Raw genomic sequence first — 18540 nt, forward strand, 5'->3', positions numbered from 1 at the left:
CGCCGCCGTCATCCGAGGGGCGCGCATCTCGGTCCGTCCCGCCCGGAAAACGCCCCTGGAACGCCGAAGGTGGACCCGGAACGCACGTCATCCGCAACAGAATTTGACAGGAGCGTCCCACGCGACTAACGGGGCGCCTCTCCCAAAAGATCGCACGTACTAGAGGTTCGCCCGTGGCCAGACCGGAACTCGGCTTGAAGCGTCAATGCATGAGCTGCGGCGCCAAGTTCTACGACCTCGACAACGACCCGCCGACCTGCCCGAAATGCGGAACGATCTATCAGGTCGCGGCAGCCTCCAGCCGTGCCGCTCCGGCCCTCGCGGCCCGTGCCAACGCCGCCCCCGCGGATGACGACGAGGATACGGATGCCGAGAAGGGCGGTCCGGAGATCGTGTCCCTCGACGAGGTCGAAGCCGCCGAGGACGACGCGGATACGACGACCGAGGACGTCGACGGCGACAGTAACGACGATACGGACGACACCTTCCTGGAGGAAGAGGACACCGGCGACGACGACGTGGCCGACCTCATCGACGGCGATATCGAGAACGACGAGGAGAGCTGACGCCCGGCCGCCCTCTCCGCCCACCCGCCGGCAAAAAAGTTTGCCGGCGGGGCACAAAGGGGGTTGAGGCCGCGGACAAGCCCCAGTACATGACCGCTATCGGCGGCGGGCGACACACCCGCCGACGAAGACCACCCCGAGCCTTCCAGATTTCGGGGTGTTGAGAGTGGGGCCTTAGCTCAGCTGGGAGAGCGCTTCCATGGCATGGAAGAGGTCATCGGTTCGATCCCGTTAGGCTCCACCAACTCTCGCTCGGTTCAGAAATCGCTGCACGCCTGGTTCCGCCCGATGCATCCGCGTCGTGCGGTTTTCGGCGTTCGGCCTCCGCTGCGCCGTCGGATCGCGATCCGTCAGGAAATCGTCCGGACCGCGAAATAGGGGTTGAGGCGGCGGCCCGATCCCAGTATGTCACCGCCATCGCCGGTGCGGCTCACGCCACGCCGCTGCGGACCACCACCCCGGGTGATCCAGACCCCAGGGTGTTGAGAGTGGGGCCTTAGCTCAGCTGGGAGAGCGCTTCCATGGCATGGAAGAGGTCATCGGTTCGATCCCGTTAGGCTCCACCAAACTTCCTTTCGGCCCTTGCCGGCATCCCTCTCCGACATCGACGTAGACCTTTCCGCACGTGCTGCGTATGGCGGTGCGGTGTGGGCACGTGCGGCGGCCACGACGGCGCGCGGTGCAGGTGAATTGGGCGTGGTTCGGTGTTCATGGCGACGTCCCTCCCCAGCGACCCGGTCACGATCCCGGCTGCGGCCACGCTTCTGAAGGACCTGTGTGACCGCCTGAGCGCCGGCCCGAGTGCCACGGCGGTCCTGGAGGACTGGTGTCGCGCCCGAGGGCTCGCCGAGGTCCCAGGCCTCATCGCCCATGCGGTCCAGGGACCGGAGCGGCCGGCGAGCCCGGTGCAGCGGGAGCGCCTCTCCGTGCCGCGCGAGGCGCCGGTGCGCTACCGCCGGGTCCGCCTGACCTGCGGCGATCTCGTCCTGTCGGAGGCGGAGAACTGGTACGTCCCGTCGCGCCTGACGCCTGCGATGAACCGCTTGCTGGAGACCAGCGAGGTGCCCTTCGGCCGGGTCGTGCACGACCTGTCGCCCACGCGCCGGACCCTGTCCCTGCGCCTCCTACCCGCGGGGGACCGTCCGGCCACGGCCGGGCGCGCGGAGCCGCTCTTCGCGATCGAGGCGCTCCTGCTGCGGGCGGACGGCCTGCCTCTCTGCGAGGTCGGCGAGGTCTATACCGGGGCCGTCCTGGTGCGTCCCTGAAATCGCGCCAGCCTCATGACCGACCGAAGGTCTGGCCAGTGCGGACGTCGCAGGCTATGCCCCTCGCCCGACGAACGCACAGGGCAAGGACTTCCGACATGGCGATCACGGGACGGGCGTTGCGGAGGGCGGGCGGCGCAGGGGCGATCGTGCTTCTGCTGGGCGGCGCGGTCTCGGCGCAGCAGGGTCGGGACGCCTCGGGCCTGTGGCTGACCGAGACCGGCGCCTCGAAGGTGCGGATCAGCCGCTGCGGCGACGGCTATTGCGGGACGCTGGCGAGCGTCGCCGGCCCGGGGCTCGACGCCAAGAACCCCGATCCCGCCCTGCGTTCCCGCAGCCTCGTCGGCGTGCAGATCATGAATACCCGCACGGCCGGGGCGAGCGGCTACGAGGGAACGCTCTACAACCCCAACGACGGCAAGACCTACGCAGGGACCATGACCATCAAGGGGCCCGACGTCGTCGAGGTCTCGGGCTGCGTGATGAGCGTGTTCTGCAAGAGCCAGACCTGGAAGCGCGTGAAATGAGCGCGCGCCGCCCCTCGGGCCGAAGCCGAGGGGCGGGCGCGTGAGGCATCAGGCCGTGAGGGCGGCGCGGATGGCGTCGATGGCGGCCTGGGCCCCCGCACCCTCCGGACCGCCGGCCTGGGCCATGTCGCGGCGCCCGCCGCCGCCCTTGCCGCCGAGATGCCCCGCGCCGGCCCGGACCAGGGCCACGGCGTCGTAGCGCTCGGTGAGATCCGGGGTGACGCCCACCACGAGGCCGGCCTTGCCGTCGGGGGCGACGCCCACGATGGCGACGATGCCGGAGCCCAGGCGGGTCTTGCCCTCGTCGGCCAAGCTCTTGAGGTCGCGCATCTCGACGCCCTCGACCACCCGGGCCATGACCTTCACGCCCGCGATCTCGGCGATGCCGTCGTCGCCCCCCGAGCCCGCTCCGCCCATGGCGATCTTCTTGCGCGCGTCGGTGAGGTCGCGCTCGAGGCGGCGGCGATCCTCGATAAGGGCCGCGAGGCGGTCCGGAACGTCGGCTGCGGCGGCCTTCAGCAGCCCGGCGATCTGGGCCAGCGTCCGGCTCTCCTCGGCACGGTGGCGCCGTGCGGCATCGGCGGTCAGGGCCTCGATACGGCGCACGCCGGCGCCGACGGCGCTCTCGGCCACCACCGAGACCTGGCCGATCTCGCCGGTGCGTCGGGCATGGGTGCCGCCGCAGAGCTCCACCGAGAACGCCTTGGTGCGGCCGCCCTCGCCCGTGATCGGGTCGCCCATCGAGACGACGCGGACCTCGTCGCCGTACTTCTCGCCGAACAGGGCGCGGGCGCCGGACTCGATCGCCTCGTCCACGGCCATCAGCTTGGTGACCACCGGCGTATTCTGCAGCAGCACCGCGTTGGCGATATCCTCGACGGCGCGGATCTCGGCCTCGTCCATGGGCTTCGGGTGGCTGAAGTCGAAGCGCAGGCGGTCGGGAGAGACCAGCGAGCCCTTCTGGGCGACGTGGTCGCCGAGCACCTGGCGCAGGGCCTCGTGCAGCAGGTGCGTCGCCGAGTGGTTGGCGCGGATCGCCGAGCGACGGCCATGGTCGACGGCGAGTTCAACGGCCTGGTTCAGCGACAGCGTGCCATCCTCGACCGTGACGTGGTGGACGAAGAGATCGCCGAGCTTCTTCTCGGTGGCGGTGACCCGGGCCTTGAGGCCGGTCGCCGACAGGGTGCCGGTATCGCCGACCTGTCCGCCGGACTCGCCGTAGAACGGGGTCTGGTTGACCAGGACGAGGCCGGTCTCGCCCGCCTGCAGGCTCTCGGTTTCGGCGCCGTCGCGCAGCAGGGCGGTGACGATGCCCTCGGCGCTCTCGGTCTCGTAGCCGAGGAACTCGGTGGCACCGACGCGCTCCTTGAGGCCGTACCAGACCGTCTCGGTGGCGGCCTCGCCCGACCCCGTCCAGGCGGCGCGGGCGGCCTTGCGCTGACGCTCCATGGCCTGGCCGAAGGCGTCCGTATCGACGCCGATGCCGCGCGCCTTCAGGGCGTCCTGCGTCAGGTCGAGGGGGAAGCCGTAGGTGTCGTAGAGGGTGAAGGCCGTCTCGCCCGAGAGGTTCTGGCCGGTGCTCAGGTCGCGGCTCTCGGCGTCGAGGATCGCGAGCCCGCGCTCCAGGGTGCGGCGGAAGCGGGTCTCCTCCAGGCGCAGGGTCTCGCCGATGAGCCCCTCCGCGCGGGTCAGTTCCGGATAGGCCTGGCCCATCTCGCGCAGGAGCGTCGGCACGAGGCGGTACATCATCGGTTCGCGCGAGCCGAGGAGTTCGGCGTGGCGCATGGCGCGGCGCATGATGCGGCGCAGGACGTAGCCGCGGCCCTCGTTGCCGGGCAGCACGCCGTCGGCCACGAGGAACGAGGCGGCGCGCAGGTGGTCGGCGATGACCCGGTAGGACGCGACGTTGCCGGGCTCCGGCGGGCGACCGACCGCGTGGCTGACGGCGTCGATGAGGGCGCGGAAGAGATCGGTGTCGTAGTTGCTCTTCACGCCCTGGAGGATCGCCGCCATGCGCTCCAGGCCCATGCCGGTGTCGATGGAGGGGCGCGGCAGGGCGAGGCGGTTGCCCGGCTCCACCTGCTCGTACTGCATGAACACGAGGTTCCAGAACTCGAGGAAGCGGTCGCCGTCCTCTTCGGGCGAACCGGGCGGTCCCCCCTGGAGCGTCGGGCCCTGGTCGATGAAGATCTCGGAGCACGGGCCGCAGGGGCCGGTATCGCCCATCTGCCAGAAATTGTCGGAGGTGCCGATGCGGATGATGCGGTCGTCCGAGAAGCCCGCGATCTTGCGCCAGAGGCCGGCGGCCTCGTCGTCGTCGGCATAGACGGTCACCAGCAGCCGGTCCTTCGACAGGCCGAACTCCTTGGTGATCAGGTTCCAGGCCAGCTCGATCGCCCGCGGCTTGAAGTAGTCGCCGAAGGAGAAGTTGCCGAGCATCTCGAAGAAGGTGTGGTGCCGGGCGGTGTAGCCGACATTGTCGAGGTCGTTGTGCTTGCCGCCGGCGCGGACGCATTTCTGCGCCGTGGTGGCGCGGTCGTAGGGGCGCTTCTCGACGCCGGTGAAGACGTTCTTGAACTGCACCATGCCGGCATTGGTGAACATCAGCGTCGGGTCGTTGCGCGGCACCAGCGACGAGGACGGCACCACTTCGTGGCCCGCTGCTGCGAAGTAGTCGAGGAAGGTCGACCGGATCTCGTTGACGCCGCTCATCGCATCACAACTCTGTCGTAGGGTGCCGCCGGATGCGGACGCGCCGGGCTGGTCGGTCGCGCACGCATGCCGCGCGCGGATCGCCCCGCCTGTTGGGAGTGTCCCGCGCTGGCGCACTCATAAGGAGCGTTCCGGCGCAAGTCACGGTCGTTTCGCTTTTGCGCACGGCCGAGCTAGGAACGCATCTCCCACCTCCCCAACACGGACACCCGCCATGCCGGTCGAAATCCGCCTCCTTGCCTGGGCCTGCCTGCTCGGTCTGGTCCACATCATCGCCGCCTCCGCGAGCGGCGTTCAGCAGCGGGGCGGCTTCGGCTGGGCCTCCGGCAACCGCGAGGGGCCGACGCCCGAGGTGACGGGCGCCGCGAGCCGGCTGGAGAAGGCTTCCAAGAACTTCTTCGAGACCTTCCCGATCTTCGCCGCCCTCGTCCTCGCCTGCGTGGCGACGGGCCGACACAACACGGCGGTGGTCCTGGGCGCCTACCTCTACTTCTTCGCCCGGCTGGTCTACCTGCCCGTCTACGGATTCGGCGTCCCGAAGGTCCGCTCGCTGGTCTGGCTGGTCTCGATCGTGGGCATCCTCTTCGTGCTGTGGGGCCTGTTCATCAAGCTCCTGCCCTACACGCCCTGAGGGGCGCGGGCGCCGTCGCCGTCCTGACCCTCCCGGTCGCCGGACCCTTCGCCCTCCCCTTGCCGGCGCGCTCGGCAGGCGCATATCGTCGGGGCTCAACCGCCCCGACAATGCGGGCGGACTTCGGGAGACATCCATGCGATCGGTCCTCACCGCAACGCTGCTGGCCGGGTGCGCCGCCCTGGCGTTCACCGCCGGCGCCCTCGCGCAGGGGGCAGCCCCCGCCGAGACCAAGGCGAAAGCCGACGCGCTCGAGAAGCTCACGGGGATGCAGAGCACCGGCACCGCGGAAGCGCCGGAAATCCCCCAGACCGGCCGGCGCGCCGACGCCCTGCGCAAGACGCTCGCCAAGATCAAGCTCCCCGACGGGTTCAAGATCGACCTCTACGCCGTGGTGCCGGACGCCCGCTCGATCGCGGTCGGGCCCAATGCCGGCGTGCTGTTCGTCGGAACCCGCAAGAGCAAGGTCTACACGGTCACCGACCGGGACAAGGACCGCGTCGCCGACGAGGTTCGCGCCTTCGCGGCCGGCATCGATTTCAAGATCCCCAACGGCGTCTGTTTCTCCAAAGACGGCGTCCTGACCATCGTCGAGCAGAACCGGGTCCTGTCCTTCCCGGCCGCCGAATTCTTCTACGAGAGCCCAGACGTCGCCGCCGGCGTCCTGGTGAAGCAGGGCGACCTGATCCCGGCCGCCGAGGAGAGCTACAACCATACCGCCCGGATGTGCCGGGTCGGGCCCGACGGCAAGACCTACATCTCCCTCGGCCAGCCCTACAACGTGCCCCCGGCCGCCAAGCGCGACCTTTACGCCAAGGCCGGCATCGGCGGCATCATCCGCATGGATGCCGACGGCAAGAACCGCGAGGTCTACGCCACCGGCATCCGCAACTCGGTAGGCATGGACTTCAACCCCGCCGACAAGGCGCTGTGGTTCACCGACAACCAGGTCGACGGCATGGGCGACGACATTCCGCCGGGCGAGCTGAACCGCATCGCGAAGGCCGGCGAGAACTTCGGATTCCCGTGGTTCGGGGGCGGTCATGTCCGCACGGTCGAGTACAAGGACGAGACGCCGCCGAAGGACGTGGTGTTCCCGCAGGCCGAGCTGCCGCCCCACGCGGCCGATCTCGGCATGGTCTTCTACAATGGGCGCATGTTCCCCGAATCCTACAAGGGCGGCATCTTCACCGCCGAGCACGGCTCCTGGAACCGGACTCAGCCGCTCGGGGCCCGGATCATGTTCGTGCCGGTCGACAAGGACGGCAAGGCCGGTACGCCGAAGCCCTTCGCGGAGGGTTGGCTGACCCAGGACGGCGAGTACCTAGGCCGTCCGACCGACGTCGCGGTGCTCCTCGACGGCTCGCTCCTCGTGGCAGACGACACGGCCGGCGCGATCTACCGCATCTCCTACGAGGGCAAGTAGCGTGCGGCCTGTCTCCCGAACCGCGGGGCGCATCCGGGCGGCTTTCCTCGGCGTCCTCCCGCTCCTGCTCCTCTCCACGGGGGCTTGGGCGGCGGACGCGAAGGCCGGCCGCAAGGCGGCGGTCGCCTGCCAGACCTGCCACGGCCTCGATGGGGTCTCGAAGCTCCCTGAGGCGCCGAACCTGTCGGGTCAGGTCGAGCCCTACCTCGTGAAGGCGCTCAAGGAATATCGGGACGGCACGCGGCGCAACGAGATCATGAACGTCGTGGCCAAACCCCTTAGCGACACTGAAATCGCGGATCTGGCCGCCTACTACGCGGCGATTCAGGTCGACGTTCTGCCTCCGGGCTGAGGCGCGCATTCCGGAACGCGAAAGGCCGCCGGGCATCATGCCCGGCGGCCTTTTTCCGTCCGGCTCGAAGAACCGCGCCGCCCTGTTGCGGGAGCGCGGAAGGCCCTCAGGCCTCCCCCTCGTCGAGCTCGTCCTCGGTCGGCTTGGCGTTCTCGAGGATCTTCTCGGCGACCAGGCCGGAATTCTGGCGGATCGACGCCTCGATCTTGCCGGCGATCTCCGGGTTGTCGCGCAGGAAGCCCTTCGAGTTCTCGCGGCCCTGGCCAAGGCGCTGGCTGGCATAGGAGAACCAGGCGCCGGACTTCTCGACGATCCCGGCCTTGACCCCGAGGTCGATGAGCTCGCCGACCTTCGAGACACCCTCGCCGAACATGATGTCGAACTCGACCTGCTTGAAGGGCGGCGCGACCTTGTTCTTGACGACCTTGACGCGGACTTGATTGCCGATGGCCTCGTCGCGATCCTTGAGGGTCGAGACGCGGCGGATGTCGAGGCGCACCGAGGCGTAGAACTTCAGCGCGTTGCCGCCCGTGGTGGTCTCCGGGCTGCCGTACATCACGCCGATCTTCATGCGGATCTGGTTGATGAAGATGACCATGCACTTCGAGCGCGAGATCGAACCGGTGAGCTTGCGCAGGGCCTGGCTCATCAGGCGGGCCTGCAGGCCGGGCTGCGAATCGCCCATCTCACCCTCGATCTCGGCCCGCGGCGTCAGGGCCGCGACCGAATCGACCACCAGCACGTCGATGGCGCCCGAGCGCACCAGGGTGTCGGTGATCTCCAGGGCCTGCTCGCCCGTATCGGGCTGCGAGATCAGGAGATCGTCGAGCTGCACGCCGAGCTTGCGCGCGTAGACCGGGTCGAGGGCGTGCTCGGCGTCCACGAAGGCGCAGACGCCGCCCTTCTTCTGGGCCTCCGCGATGGTGTGCAGGGCCAGCGTGGTCTTGCCCGACGATTCCGGGCCGTAGATCTCGATGACACGACCGCGGGGCAGGCCGCCGACGCCCAGCGCGATGTCGAGGCCCAGCGAGCCGGTGGAGATGACCTCGACTTCCGCGACCTTGTCGTTCTTGCCCAGGCGCATGATCGAGCCTTTGCCGAAGGCCCGCTCGATCTGCGACAGCGCGGCGTCGATCGCCTTCGCCTTGTCCTTGTCCACCATCGGGGAATCCACAACTTTCAGCGCGGGCTGGGCCATTCGTCGGCATCCTTATGCATGGGGGAGGAGCAAGGCTCAATGCGCCCCGGTTGCCGATTGTGTACCCGTTTTGTTCTCATTCGGCAAGGGCGACACCGGAGAATTCGCGCGTCGCGGGCCACGAATCTTCCGGTGTCGCGCCTCAGCGGGCGATGGTCTCCTTCACCGTCTCGACGAGCTGCTTCAGGCTGAAGGGCTTGGGCAGGAAGTTGAAGTCTTCGCCGTCCGGAAGGTTCTTGCGGAAGGCGTCCTCGGCGTAGCCTGAGACGAAGATGACCTTGAGGTCGGGGGATTGCTTGCGCAATTCGCGCAGCAGGGTCGGCCCGTCCATCTCCGGCATGACCACGTCGGAGACGACGAGGTCGATGGTCTCGGTGGTCTCGGCGATGATCCGCAGGGCGTCGAGCCCCGAGGCCGCTTCCAGCACCGTGTAGCCGCGGGCCGAGAGCGCGCGGCTGTTGACGGCGCGCACGGGATCCTCGTCCTCCACCAGCAGGATCACGCCCTGGCCGGTATGGTCCGGGGCCGGCTTGCGGGGGGCGGGCTTCTCGCCGTCCGGTCGCGTCCGGTCCGATCCGCCCTTGAGCCGGGTGGCGGCGATCGACGCGGTCGTCTGCGCCGTCGGCGGGGGCAGCGCGACCTCCGGCTCGGGCGCCGGCTCGGCCGCGGGTTCGTGGCGCGGGAAGTAGATCCGGAAGGCGGTGCCCTCCCCCACCGTGGAGCGCACGTCGATGGTGCCGCCGCTCTGCTTGACGATGCCGAACACCGTCGAGAGACCGAGGCCGGTGCCCTTGCCGATCTCCTTGGTGGTGAAGAACGGCTCGAAGATCTTTTCCATGACGTCGGGCGGGATGCCCTGCCCGGTGTCCAGGACCTCGATCAGCACGTGGTCGCCCACCGGCATGCCGACGCGGCTCTCGCTCGGCACCGCCTCGTCGACGACGTTGGCGGTGCGGATCAGCAGGCGGCCGCCCTCCGGCATCGCGTCGCGCGCATTCACCGCGAGGTTCACGATCACCTGTTCGAACTGGTTCACGTCGGCCTTGATCGGCCAGATGTCGCGCCCGTGCTTCAGGTCGAGGTCCACCCGCTCGCCGAGGAGGCGCTTGAGCAGGAGCGTCAGGTCCGAGAGGGCCTCGCCGACGTTCATCACCTCCGGGCGCAGGGTCTGGCGCCGCGAGAAGGCCAGCAGCTGGCGCACCAGGCTCGCGGCCCGGTTCGCGTTCTGCTTGATCTGCATGATGTCCTGGAAGGCCGGGTCGGTCGGCCGATGGCTGGCCAGGAGCAGGTCCGAGTAGCCGATGATCGCCTGGAGGACGTTGTTGAAGTCGTGGGCGATGCCGCCGGCGAGCTGGCCCACCGTGTCCATCTTCTGCGCCTGCGCCACCTGCTGCTCGAGCTGGCGTTGGGCCGTGGTGTCGAGGGCGTAGAGGATGACCCGCTCGCGGTCGCTCTGATCGGCCTCGTCCCGGCCGCCGCCGGCCGGCTCGCCGCCCGCCGGGCTCAGCCAGACGCGTGCCGACCGGTTGCCGGGCCCCGAGAGCGCGATCTCGATGGGCTGCACCTCGACGAGGCCGGCGGCGGCCTTGCCCAGGGCCGCCTCGAGGCCGGCGCGATCGCGCTCGGCGATCGCGTCCCACATGGTGGGCTCGCCCTGGAGGTCGTTGCGCCCGTCGGGCAGGGCCTGGCGCGGGAGGCCGCCGAACAGCCGGGCGAAGGAGGCATTGGCGCGGGCGATGTGGCCGCTCTGGTCGAGGGTCGCGATGGCGATGGGGCTGTTGTTCAGGAAGCGCGCGAGCCGCACCTCGGCGACCCGTTGCGGTTCGTCGCTCTCGGCGCCGGCCGAGCGGTTGAGCACGAAGGTCCGGGATGGGCCGGGCCGTCCGTCCTGGCCGAAGGCGACCCGATGGTACAGGCGCGCGGGCAGCGGATGGCCGTTGCGGCGGCGCAGGTCCAGGTCGAAGCGATCGGTCCGGACCTCGCCCGGCAGCCCCTCGGAGGCGGTCAGGACGTCGGCCCCGGGGGCGATCTCGGGCAGGCGCAGGCCGCCGGAGCCGACCGTCGCGAGATCGTAGCCGAGCCAGGCGGCCAGGGTCGCGTTCATGTAGACGATCGCGCCGGCCGGATCGATCGAGAGGAATCCGGCGGGGGCGTGGTCGAGGTAGTCGATCGCGTGCTGGAGTTCCTGGAAGACGTTCTCCTGGCGCTCGCGCTCGTGGGTGATGTCGGTCACCGTCCACAGGGTCGCGGGGCGGCGCGGCCGCTCGATCGGGCGCACGCCGATGCGGAACCACGCGAAGGCCCGCTCGGCCGCGCTGCCCGGAGGCGGCGCCATCCGGATCTCCTCGGCATGCCCGAGGCCGTCGCGCGAGGCCTGGGCGAGGCGGTAGACCGCCTCCGAGACCTCCGGCGAGCCGACGAAGACCCGCTCCACCGGGCGCAGGCTGGCGAAGGTCTCGCCGCCGGCGATGCGCAGGTAGGATTCGTTGGCGTAGATGAGGCGCCCGCCCTCCTCGACCACGATCGCGCCCTCGGGCGCGGCGTCGACGATCGCCTTGGTGATGTCGTCCCGGGTCGTCTGCCCGGCGAACTGGATCGCCCCGATGGCCAGCGCGAAGAGGCAGAACACGCCCGCCATGGCGAGGAGCGCCAGCAGGCCGAGGATCAGCGGCTGGGCCTGCTCGCTCGCGACGAAGGACAGGCCCACGGCGGCGCCGACGAGCAGGCCCGCCAGCACGAGGAGGAGCCCGACCCGTCCGGGCCGCTCGGAGCGATCGATCGCGTTCGACGCGGGCTTGCCGTGTCCGCTGAACTCAACCATCCGCCGCCGACCCACCCGTGAAGCCCATCCGGTTAGCGCCCCGCATTCGCTCGCAGCAAGGGCAAACCGGCGTATGTTGCCGAGAATTCTCGCGAAAGAGGGTGCATAAAGCGTGGCGAGCGCAAGCGCCAATCCTCACGCGGCCCGCCGGCGCAGGCGCATCACGTAGCCGATCACTTCGGCCACCGCGCGGTAATGTTCCGCCGGAATCTCCTCGTCGATCTCCACGGTGGCGTGGAGCGCGCGCGCCAGCGGCGGGTTCTCGAGGATCGGGACGTCGTGGTCCTTGGCCACCGCGCGGATCTTGAGGGCGAGCGAGTCGACGCCCTTGGCCACGCAGACGGGCGCCGTCATGCCGGCCTCGTAGCGCAGGGCGACCGCGTAGTGGGTCGGATTGGTGACGATGACGGTGGCGGTGGGCACGGCGGCCATCATGCGCTTCTTCACGCGCTGGGCGCGGATCTGCTTCATGCGTCCCTTCACCTCGGGACTGCCCTCGCTCTCCTTGTGCTCCTGCTTCATCTCCTCCTTGGACATGCGCAGCCGCTGGCGCCAACGGAAGCGCTGGTAGACGGCGTCGCCCAGCGCGATGGCGATGAACACCGCGAGCATGCCCGCCATCATCTTCAGGGCGAGCGTCAGGATCGCGGCCAGGACGGCAATCGGGTCGAGGCGCGCGAACACCTCCATCCGGTCGCGCTCGCTCCACAGGATCGTTCCGGCCACGACCCCGACCATGCCGAGCTTGGCCAGCCCCTTCACGAACTGGAACAGGGCCTCCATCCCGAAGACGCGCTTGACGCCGGCCATCGGCGAGACCCGGTCCCATTTTGGGCCGAGCGCTTCCGTGCTGAAGACGAACGGATGCTGGAGGAGACCGGCCGCCAAGCCCGCGACCAGGACGAGACCTACTGGTATACAGAGAGCCTGCGCGCATATGATCAGCGTGCGCACCCCCATCTCGGAATAGGCCGCCGGGTCCGACGGTACCGCATAGGCGTTCGTCAGGAAGCCGCGCAGGCTCGCCACGAGGTCCTTGGCGATCATGCCCGAGGCCATCAGCAGCGCCATGGTGAAGGCGGCCAGGATGAAGAAGGTGTTGATCTCGGGGCTGTTGGGAACGTTGCCCTGCTCGATCGCCTTCTCGATCCGCCGCGGAGTCGGGTCTTCGGTCTTGTCTTCCGGATCGGAATCGTCCGCCACGGCTCAGGCCTCCCCGCGGGGGCTCAGCGCCCGGCGAGATCCGCCAGGTAGTGCCCGATATCGTCCAGGAAGACGCCCATCATCACACCGAGGCTGCCGAGGAGCAGCAGCATGCCGATGAGGACCGACGCCGGAACGGCCACGAAGAACACCTGCATCTGTGGCATCAGGCGCGCCAGCACGCCGAGACCCACGTTGAACAGGATGCCGAAGGCGATGAACGGGGCCGAGATCTGGACGCCGAGCGCGAAGCCGCGCGCGATCGCCTTGAGCGCGAGGCTCGCCGCCTCCCCCATGCCGGGGACCCCGTCCGGCGGCAGCAGCACGTAGCTGCGCCCGATCGCGTCCAGGGCCACGTGGTGCAGATCGGTGGCGAGAATCAGCGTCACGCCGAGAAGCGCCAGGAAATTGCCGATCGCCGTCTGCTGCCCGCCCTGCGTCGGATCCACCGTCATGGCGTAGGACAGCCCGAGCTGCTGCGAGACGATCATGCCGGCGGTCTGCAGGGCGGCGAGAACCATCCGCACGGTCAGGCCGAGCACCAGTCCCACCAGCAACTCCCCGATCAGGAGCGCGATCAGTCCCGGGCCCGCGATGGCCCCGCCCTGCATCGGCAGCAGCGGCCGCACCGTCGGAAACAGGATGAGGGAGAGCAGAAGCGCGAAGGCGAGGCGCAGGCGCGGCGAGACCAACTGCTCGCCCACGCCCGGCATCAGCATCACCAGGGTGCCGATGCGGGCGAAGGTGAGGAGGAAGGCCGCCGCGATGCCCGGCAGAAGGAGGTTCATGCCCCGTCATAGCAGACTTCAGCCGCCGGAGACGATGCGGGCCGCGATCCGGGTCATGTAGCTGCCCAGCGCGTCGCCCATGAAGGGCAGCATCAGGAGCAGGGTCGCGAACACGGCCACGATCTTGGGGACGTAGATCAGGGTCTGCTCCTGGATCTGCGTCAGCGCCTGGAACAGGGAGACCACGAGGCCGACCACGAGGGCGACCAGCATCACCGGTCCCGCCACCTTGAGGAAGACGAAGATGCCGTCGCGGGCGACGTCGATGATGGCGAGACCGGTCATGAAGGGGATGTCATCTCGCGTCTGGGCGGAGGGCTTCGTGCGAAGGGGTCGGGTGCGTCGGCGGAACCGCGAGGGGGCGGCCTAGATCTGCATCCGCATGATTTCCTCGTAGGCCGAGATCACCCGGTCGCGGACGGCGACCAGGGTCTGCAGGGCGGTCTCGCTCTCGGCCACCGCCGTCACCACGTCGACGACGTTCGCCTTGCCGCCTGCGACGGCCAGTGCCTGACTGTCGGCCTTGCGCCCCGCCTCGCCGACGCTGTCCAGGGTGGACGTCAGGAGCGAGGTGAAGTTCGAGCCCGACGCGCCGGTGGCCGGCGCGATCTTCGGGGCTCCCTTGGCGCCGATGTTCTGGATCGCCGCGTAGGCTCCGGCGGCGAAGGCGTTGCTGGTCATGGCGGCGGACTTTCAGGGGACGGAAGCGGACGGTCAGGCCTTGAGGATCTCGAGGGTCTTGGCGACCATGCGGCGGGTCGCCGTGACCATGTTGAGGTTGGCCTCGTAGGAGCGCTGGGCCTCGCGCATGTCCATGTTCTCGATCAGGCCGTTGACGTTGGGCATCGCCACCTCGCCCCTGGCGTTGGCGCTCGGATTGCCCGGGTCGTACTTGGTCCGGAACGGCGAGGTATCGCGGCGCACCCGCCCCGCCTCGATCAGCGATGCGCCGGTCTCGCGGTCGACCTGCTGGGTGAAGGTCGGGATCTTGCGCCGGTAGGGCTGGCCGCCGACGGTGGTCGGAGCGGAATCCGCGTTGGCGATGTTCTCGGCAATGATCCGCATCCGGCTCGACTGGGCCTTCAGGCCCGAGGCGGCGGTGGTGAGGGATTTCAGGAAGTCCATGGCGCGCTCCGTGAGACGTTGAAGGGTCGCTCAGCGCTTGCCGATGGCGATTTTGATGGTCTCGAGGCTCTTCTGGTAGAGCGAGGCGGCCATTTGATAATCCGCCTGGTTGTCGCCGGCCTTCATCATCTCCTCTTCGAGGTTGACGCCGTTTCCGCTGGGACGGATCTCGAATCCCTTCACGCGGCGCGGGTCGGCTCCGGGGCCGTCCGGCCCTCCGCCCGGGGCGATGTGAGAGACGTTGGTCACCGCGAGGCTGCTGCTCGTGGTGGCGCCCTGCGGCTGCGACAGGACGGGACCGGACCGCCCGAGGTCGGGGCTGGCGAGGTCGCGCGGCTTGAAGCCGGGCAGGTCGGCATTCGCCACGTTCTCCGCCAGGAGCTTCTGGCGCGTCTGGTGCCACTGCATCCGGGTGCGCAGCATGCCGAGGATGGGCAGGTCGGTGACGGACATGGGCTGGACCCTCCCCTCACCCGGAAGAATCTGCCCGGTGGGACCGGCAAAATCTGCCGCCACCATGGTTAACGCCCGGTTAAACGCCGTGCGCCTTCCCCGAAATCGGGATGGTCTTCAGGGTGTCCTCTGCGTCGGCGGTTTCGCCTGCGGGCAGTCCGCGGGCGGCGGCCCGCTCGGGTTGAGGGGCGCGCATGCCACGGGCGCGCTGGGCGATCGCGCATCCTCGCTGGGATGGCGAAGGGCGCCGCGGCTCCAGAGAATGGCGAGGGTGATGGCGGCCGCGAGGAAGAGGCCGGCAGCGAGGAAGGGGATCCAGCGCGGAACGGTCATCGCCTCAGGCCTTCTTGGAGGCGCCCTGCCGGTCGCGCCAGAGCACGTAGGGATGCTCCTCCACCGCCACGGGGCGATGCTCCACACGCATCGGCTGGTCGCCCAGGGGCTGACACAGTTCGGCATAGATGCCGGCGCCGAGAAGCCCGTGGCGCTCGCCCTCCTCCGCACTGTAGGCGAAGTAGGCCTGCTGGATGCCGGCCAGGCGCATGGCCGCATGGCACATCGGACAGGGACGACCGCTGGCGTAGACGATGCAGCCGTCGAGCTTGGGGCGCCCGAGGCGACGGCTCACTTCCCGGATCGCCACCATCTCGGCGTGGTCGGTGGGATCCTGGGTGATCGCGATGGTGTTGACCGCCCGCGACAGCACCTCGCCGTCGCGGACGATCACCGCGCCGTAAGGGCGCCCGCCCTGGAGGACGTTGTCGCGGGCCAGCGCGACCGCGTCGCGCAGATACGCCTGATGCTGATCTTCCACGGATGCCACCTCGAACCCCTCCGGCTGTATCGCCCATCCAACGCGCCAGGACCTGCGGCGGGTCCCGTTTCGAGACGAGCCGCGAAGGCGCCCTTGATGCGCTGCTAACCGCGGGCGGGGCACGGTCGCTCCAGGCCGCGTTGCGTATCGGCTTCGCCGTGGAGACACGGCACGCCCCGCCGTTCCGTGATCAGATCGGGCGGCGGGGCGCCTCCCCGCGAGCCGTAAGCCCAGACGAGCGCTGACGAATTTCGGTTGGCCAAAGGAGCTGTTAACGAAGTCTTAACGTTGTTGCCCGCGTCGGCACCGGACATGATACTGCTTTTTCAGTGTTGCGTCGGGCTACGAGCCCCAAAAGCGAGAGACCCCGGTCTTGTCATCGTTCTTCAGCTCGGATGGCTCGTTTCCCCTCCAGTTCGCCATCATCTTCGTCGTCATCTTCCTTGTCCTGGCGGCCGGCGTCTTTCTGGTGCGGCGACTCGGTGGGAAGGGGTCGCCCCTCTCCGGTAAGAATTCACCCCGCGGGCGCCAGCCGCGCCTCGGCATCGTCGACATCTACGAGCTCGACCGACAGCGACAGCTGATCCTGCTGCGGCGCGACAACGTCGAACACCTGCTTCTCGTGGGCGGACCGAACGACGTCGTGATCGAGCGCAACATCCTGCGCGGAATGAGCGCCCGGATGGCTTCCGACGAGCCCGCCTTCGACGAGGCCCCGGAGCCGGTGCTGAATACGATGCCGGAACCTCCGGTATCCCAGCAGGCTCCGGTCCCGAGCCTGGCGCCGGCCGTGGCGCCGGTGGCTCCCTACCGTGAGCCGGTCTTCGAGATGGCGGTGCCGCCTCCCGGCGCGGATTACGAAGCGGCCCCCCCCCTGGGCGATCGCGCGCGGGTGCCTGACCCAGAGCCGATGCCGGAAGTCCCGGCCCCGGAGCCGGTCGCGCCGCGGCAGCGCGATTCTCAGCTTGCGCGCGTGATGCGCCGGACCCCGCCCTCTCTGGCGAACTTCGTTCCCGCGGCGATCGCGGAGCGCGTCGGGATGCCGGAGCGTGGAGCCGAGCCCGAGACCGGTCGCGATGCGCCCGTGGAGCCCCTTGCCGCACCGACGCCTCCCGTCGCGGCGCCCACGGCCCGCGGCGTCGATGCCGCGATCCTCTCCGACATGGCACGCCAGCTGGAGGAGGCCCTGCGCCGGCCCTCGGCCGCCGTCCGTCCCGCCATGCCCGTTCAGCCCCCCGTGGCCGAGCCTGCCGCTCCTGCAATACACGAGGGCGTGCCCGCGACTCCGGAGGCGCCACTCGAACACCCGCCGGAAGTGAACCCGGTCTCACCCGTCGAGGCGCCCGCCATCGATCCCATCGCCGCGGCGATGGCCGCCACCGCCGAGGCACCGGCCTCGGACGAGCGGGTCGCCGTCGAACTGCAGCCAGCCGTCGACGACGCGCTCTTTGCCGACCGTATCGAGGAGCCGGCGCCCGAAGCTGTTCCGATGGAACCGCCGGCTTCGCCGCAGCCCGCCCCGATCGAGCCGGACCCGGTGATCCACGCGGCGGTCGCCGATGCACCGAAGGCCGAAGACGCTGCTCCCCCGGCCGTGATCGAGCCGCCACCTACCGCAGCGCCGGCTCCGCCACCTCCTCCTCCGGCGCCTGCGTCCGTGAAGGCGCCGGCCAGTCCCAATCCCTTCTCCGTGGAAGAAATCGAGGCGGAGTTCGCGAGACTGCTCGGCCGGCCCCTCGATCGCAAGCAGTAGGCGGGTCAGGGTGTTCCCCACCCCCCGGCTCGCTCTCTTCCTCGCAGGAGAAGGCGCGTGGCCCCGCGCGGGGGATGCGGGCTAGGGCGCGAATGCTATGAGGGACGCGCGGCCGTGTCGCGCCGCGTCGTCCGGAACCGGTATGACCGAACCCCGCTCCTTTCCCTCCAGACGCTTGCGCCTGCCGATCCTGATCGGGCTGGGGCTGGCCTGCGCCACGACGGGGGTGCAGGCCCAGAGCCTGTCGGTCGATCTCGGCACCGGCGGGGTGACTGAACGGGCGCTCCAGCTCGTCGCGCTTCTCACCGTCCTCGCACTGGCGCCCTCGGTGCTGGTGATGGCCACGTCCTTCACCCGCATCGTGGTGGTACTGTCGATTCTCCGCTCGGCGCTTGGGACTCAGAGCGCCCCGCCGAACGCAGTCGTCACCAGCCTCGCGCTGTTTCTGACCGCCTTCGTGATGGCACCCGTCGGACGCGAGGCCTATCGCAACGGCATCGAGCCGCTGATCGCCGGGCAGATCACGCAGAGCGTCGCCTTCGAGCGCGCCTCCGCGCCCTTCAAGACCTTTATGCTGAAGAACGTGCGTGAGAAGGACCTCAAGCTCTTCCTCGACATGGCGAAGGCGCCGGTTCCGGCCGGTCCCGAAGCCGTGGGCCTCGAAGTGGTGACGCCGGCCTTCATGATCTCCGAGTTGCGCCGTGCCTTCGAGATCGGCTTCCTGCTGTTTATTCCTTTCCTGATCATCGACCTCGTCGTCGCCTCGATCCTCATGGCCGTCGGCATGATGATGGTGCCGCCCGCAACCGTGGCGTTGCCGTTCAAGCTGATCTTCTTCGTCCTCGTCGACGGCTGGACCCTGGTGGCGGGCTCGCTGGTGCAGAGCTACGGGACCTGACGGGCCGC

The 18540-nt window shown here is 69.4% G+C and carries 18 protein-coding genes and 2 tRNA genes; 10 read left to right on the forward strand and 10 right to left on the reverse strand.

The window, feature by feature from the left end; all coding sequences use genetic code 11:
• The first annotated feature begins 173 nt into the window (after window positions 1-173).
• The 5 genes from AC1MGR_RS17175 (at window position 174) to AC1MGR_RS17195 (ending at window position 2358) form a co-directional block, all read left to right on the forward strand.
• A complete protein-coding gene (locus AC1MGR_RS17175; RefSeq protein ID WP_108037397.1) occupies window positions 174-566 on the forward strand; it encodes a TIGR02300 family protein in 393 nt (130 codons plus the stop codon).
• Window positions 567-734: 168 nt separating this feature from the next.
• Window positions 735-810: transfer RNA gene (locus tag AC1MGR_RS17180), tRNA-Ala, on the forward strand.
• 246 nt (window positions 811-1056) lie between these two features.
• Window positions 1057-1132: transfer RNA gene (locus AC1MGR_RS17185), tRNA-Ala, on the forward strand.
• 144 nt (window positions 1133-1276) lie between these two features.
• The gene (locus AC1MGR_RS17190) at window positions 1277-1831 is read left to right on the forward strand and encodes a hypothetical protein (RefSeq protein WP_480232348.1); all 555 of its coding nucleotides are present in this window, start codon (window positions 1277-1279) and stop codon (window positions 1829-1831) included.
• A 98-nt stretch (window positions 1832-1929) separates the two neighbouring features.
• Complete coding sequence (locus AC1MGR_RS17195; RefSeq protein WP_480232349.1) at window positions 1930-2358, forward strand: DUF2147 domain-containing protein; 429 nt, start codon at window positions 1930-1932, stop codon at window positions 2356-2358.
• Between the two features lie 48 nt (window positions 2359-2406).
• On the opposite strand, the gene alaS is transcribed toward AC1MGR_RS17195, so the two are convergent.
• Complete coding sequence (gene alaS / locus AC1MGR_RS17200) at window positions 2407-5070, reverse strand: alanine--tRNA ligase (RefSeq protein ID WP_480232350.1); 2664 nt, start codon at window positions 5068-5070, stop codon at window positions 2407-2409.
• Window positions 5071-5284: 214 nt separating this feature from the next.
• Here alaS and AC1MGR_RS17205 point away from each other — a divergent pair, with 214 nt between their 5' ends.
• The 3 genes from AC1MGR_RS17205 (at window position 5285) to AC1MGR_RS17215 (ending at window position 7479) form a co-directional block, all read left to right on the forward strand.
• The gene (locus tag AC1MGR_RS17205; RefSeq protein WP_108037403.1) at window positions 5285-5701 is read left to right on the forward strand and encodes an MAPEG family protein; all 417 of its coding nucleotides are present in this window, start codon (window positions 5285-5287) and stop codon (window positions 5699-5701) included.
• 136 nt (window positions 5702-5837) lie between these two features.
• Entirely contained in the window at window positions 5838-7127 is a 1290-nt protein-coding gene (locus AC1MGR_RS17210; protein ID WP_108037405.1) for a PQQ-dependent sugar dehydrogenase, read from the forward strand.
• Between the two features lie 31 nt (window positions 7128-7158).
• Window positions 7159-7479: a c-type cytochrome gene (locus AC1MGR_RS17215; protein ID WP_480234826.1), complete on the forward strand. Its 321-nt coding sequence runs from the start codon at window positions 7159-7161 to the stop codon at window positions 7477-7479.
• A gap of 106 nt (window positions 7480-7585) precedes the next feature.
• Here the strand turns inward: AC1MGR_RS17215 and recA are convergent, their stop codons facing one another.
• The 9 genes from recA to AC1MGR_RS17260 all read right to left on the reverse strand — a co-directional run bounded on the left by recA (window position 7586) and on the right by AC1MGR_RS17260 (window position 15881).
• Window positions 7586-8677 carry a recombinase RecA gene (recA, locus tag AC1MGR_RS17220; protein WP_480232351.1) on the reverse strand — a complete coding sequence of 364 codons (1092 nt, stop codon included), beginning with the start codon at window positions 8675-8677 and terminating at the stop codon, window positions 7586-7588.
• Between the two features lie 142 nt (window positions 8678-8819).
• Complete coding sequence (cckA, locus tag AC1MGR_RS17225; RefSeq protein ID WP_480232352.1) at window positions 8820-11498, reverse strand: cell cycle histidine kinase CckA; 2679 nt, start codon at window positions 11496-11498, stop codon at window positions 8820-8822.
• Between the two features lie 135 nt (window positions 11499-11633).
• Complete coding sequence (flhB, locus tag AC1MGR_RS17230) at window positions 11634-12701, reverse strand: flagellar biosynthesis protein FlhB (RefSeq protein WP_480232353.1); 1068 nt, start codon at window positions 12699-12701, stop codon at window positions 11634-11636.
• Window positions 12702-12724: 23 nt separating this feature from the next.
• Window positions 12725-13489, reverse strand: coding sequence for a flagellar biosynthetic protein FliR (fliR, locus tag AC1MGR_RS17235; protein WP_108037413.1), 765 nt, complete (start codon window positions 13487-13489; stop codon window positions 12725-12727).
• Between the two features lie 18 nt (window positions 13490-13507).
• The gene (gene fliQ, locus AC1MGR_RS17240) at window positions 13508-13774 is read right to left on the reverse strand and encodes a flagellar biosynthesis protein FliQ (protein WP_108037415.1); all 267 of its coding nucleotides are present in this window, start codon (window positions 13772-13774) and stop codon (window positions 13508-13510) included.
• 81 nt (window positions 13775-13855) lie between these two features.
• Window positions 13856-14170 carry a flagellar hook-basal body complex protein FliE gene (gene fliE, locus AC1MGR_RS17245; RefSeq protein ID WP_480232354.1) on the reverse strand — a complete coding sequence of 105 codons (315 nt, stop codon included), beginning with the start codon at window positions 14168-14170 and terminating at the stop codon, window positions 13856-13858.
• Window positions 14171-14203: 33 nt separating this feature from the next.
• Window positions 14204-14614 (reverse strand): flagellar basal body rod protein FlgC, encoded by a 411-nt coding sequence (gene flgC, locus AC1MGR_RS17250; protein ID WP_055951301.1) that lies wholly within the window; start codon window positions 14612-14614, stop codon window positions 14204-14206.
• Between the two features lie 30 nt (window positions 14615-14644).
• Complete coding sequence (gene flgB / locus AC1MGR_RS17255) at window positions 14645-15067, reverse strand: flagellar basal body rod protein FlgB (RefSeq protein WP_108037419.1); 423 nt, start codon at window positions 15065-15067, stop codon at window positions 14645-14647.
• Window positions 15068-15404: 337 nt separating this feature from the next.
• Window positions 15405-15881, reverse strand: coding sequence for a nucleoside deaminase (locus AC1MGR_RS17260; RefSeq protein WP_480232355.1), 477 nt, complete (start codon window positions 15879-15881; stop codon window positions 15405-15407).
• A 373-nt stretch (window positions 15882-16254) separates the two neighbouring features.
• Here AC1MGR_RS17260 and AC1MGR_RS17265 point away from each other — a divergent pair, with 373 nt between their 5' ends.
• Entirely contained in the window at window positions 16255-17634 is a 1380-nt protein-coding gene (locus AC1MGR_RS17265) for a flagellar biosynthetic protein FliO (RefSeq protein ID WP_480232356.1), read from the forward strand.
• Window positions 17635-17776: 142 nt separating this feature from the next.
• Window positions 17777-18532: a flagellar type III secretion system pore protein FliP gene (fliP, locus tag AC1MGR_RS17270; RefSeq protein WP_108037424.1), complete on the forward strand. Its 756-nt coding sequence runs from the start codon at window positions 17777-17779 to the stop codon at window positions 18530-18532.
• The last annotated feature ends 8 nt before the right edge of the window (window positions 18533-18540 follow it).

The organism is Methylobacterium sp. BI1 (assembly GCF_056680125.1).

Excerpts from the sequence above, each read along its gene's own strand:
- AC1MGR_RS17190 (WP_480232348.1), top strand. The coding sequence starts at position 1,277 with ATGGCGACGTCCCTCCCCAGCGACCCGGTCACGATCCCGGCTGCGGCC.
- AC1MGR_RS17195 (WP_480232349.1), top strand. The coding sequence starts at position 1,930 with ATGGCGATCACGGGACGGGCGTTGCGGAGGGCGGGCGGCGCAGGGGCG.
- alaS (WP_480232350.1), bottom strand. The coding sequence starts at position 5,070 with ATGAGCGGCGTCAACGAGATCCGGTCGACCTTCCTCGACTACTTCGCA.
- AC1MGR_RS17205 (WP_108037403.1), top strand. The coding sequence starts at position 5,285 with ATGCCGGTCGAAATCCGCCTCCTTGCCTGGGCCTGCCTGCTCGGTCTG.
- AC1MGR_RS17210 (WP_108037405.1), top strand. The coding sequence starts at position 5,838 with ATGCGATCGGTCCTCACCGCAACGCTGCTGGCCGGGTGCGCCGCCCTG.
- recA (WP_480232351.1), bottom strand. The coding sequence starts at position 8,677 with ATGGCCCAGCCCGCGCTGAAAGTTGTGGATTCCCCGATGGTGGACAAG.
- cckA (WP_480232352.1), bottom strand. The coding sequence starts at position 11,498 with ATGGTTGAGTTCAGCGGACACGGCAAGCCCGCGTCGAACGCGATCGAT.
- fliR (WP_108037413.1), bottom strand. The coding sequence starts at position 13,489 with ATGAACCTCCTTCTGCCGGGCATCGCGGCGGCCTTCCTCCTCACCTTC.
- fliQ (WP_108037415.1), bottom strand. The coding sequence starts at position 13,774 with ATGACCGGTCTCGCCATCATCGACGTCGCCCGCGACGGCATCTTCGTC.
- fliE (WP_480232354.1), bottom strand. The coding sequence starts at position 14,170 with ATGACCAGCAACGCCTTCGCCGCCGGAGCCTACGCGGCGATCCAGAAC.
- flgC (WP_055951301.1), bottom strand. The coding sequence starts at position 14,614 with ATGGACTTCCTGAAATCCCTCACCACCGCCGCCTCGGGCCTGAAGGCC.
- flgB (WP_108037419.1), bottom strand. The coding sequence starts at position 15,067 with ATGTCCGTCACCGACCTGCCCATCCTCGGCATGCTGCGCACCCGGATG.
- fliP (WP_108037424.1), top strand. The coding sequence starts at position 17,777 with ATGACCGAACCCCGCTCCTTTCCCTCCAGACGCTTGCGCCTGCCGATC.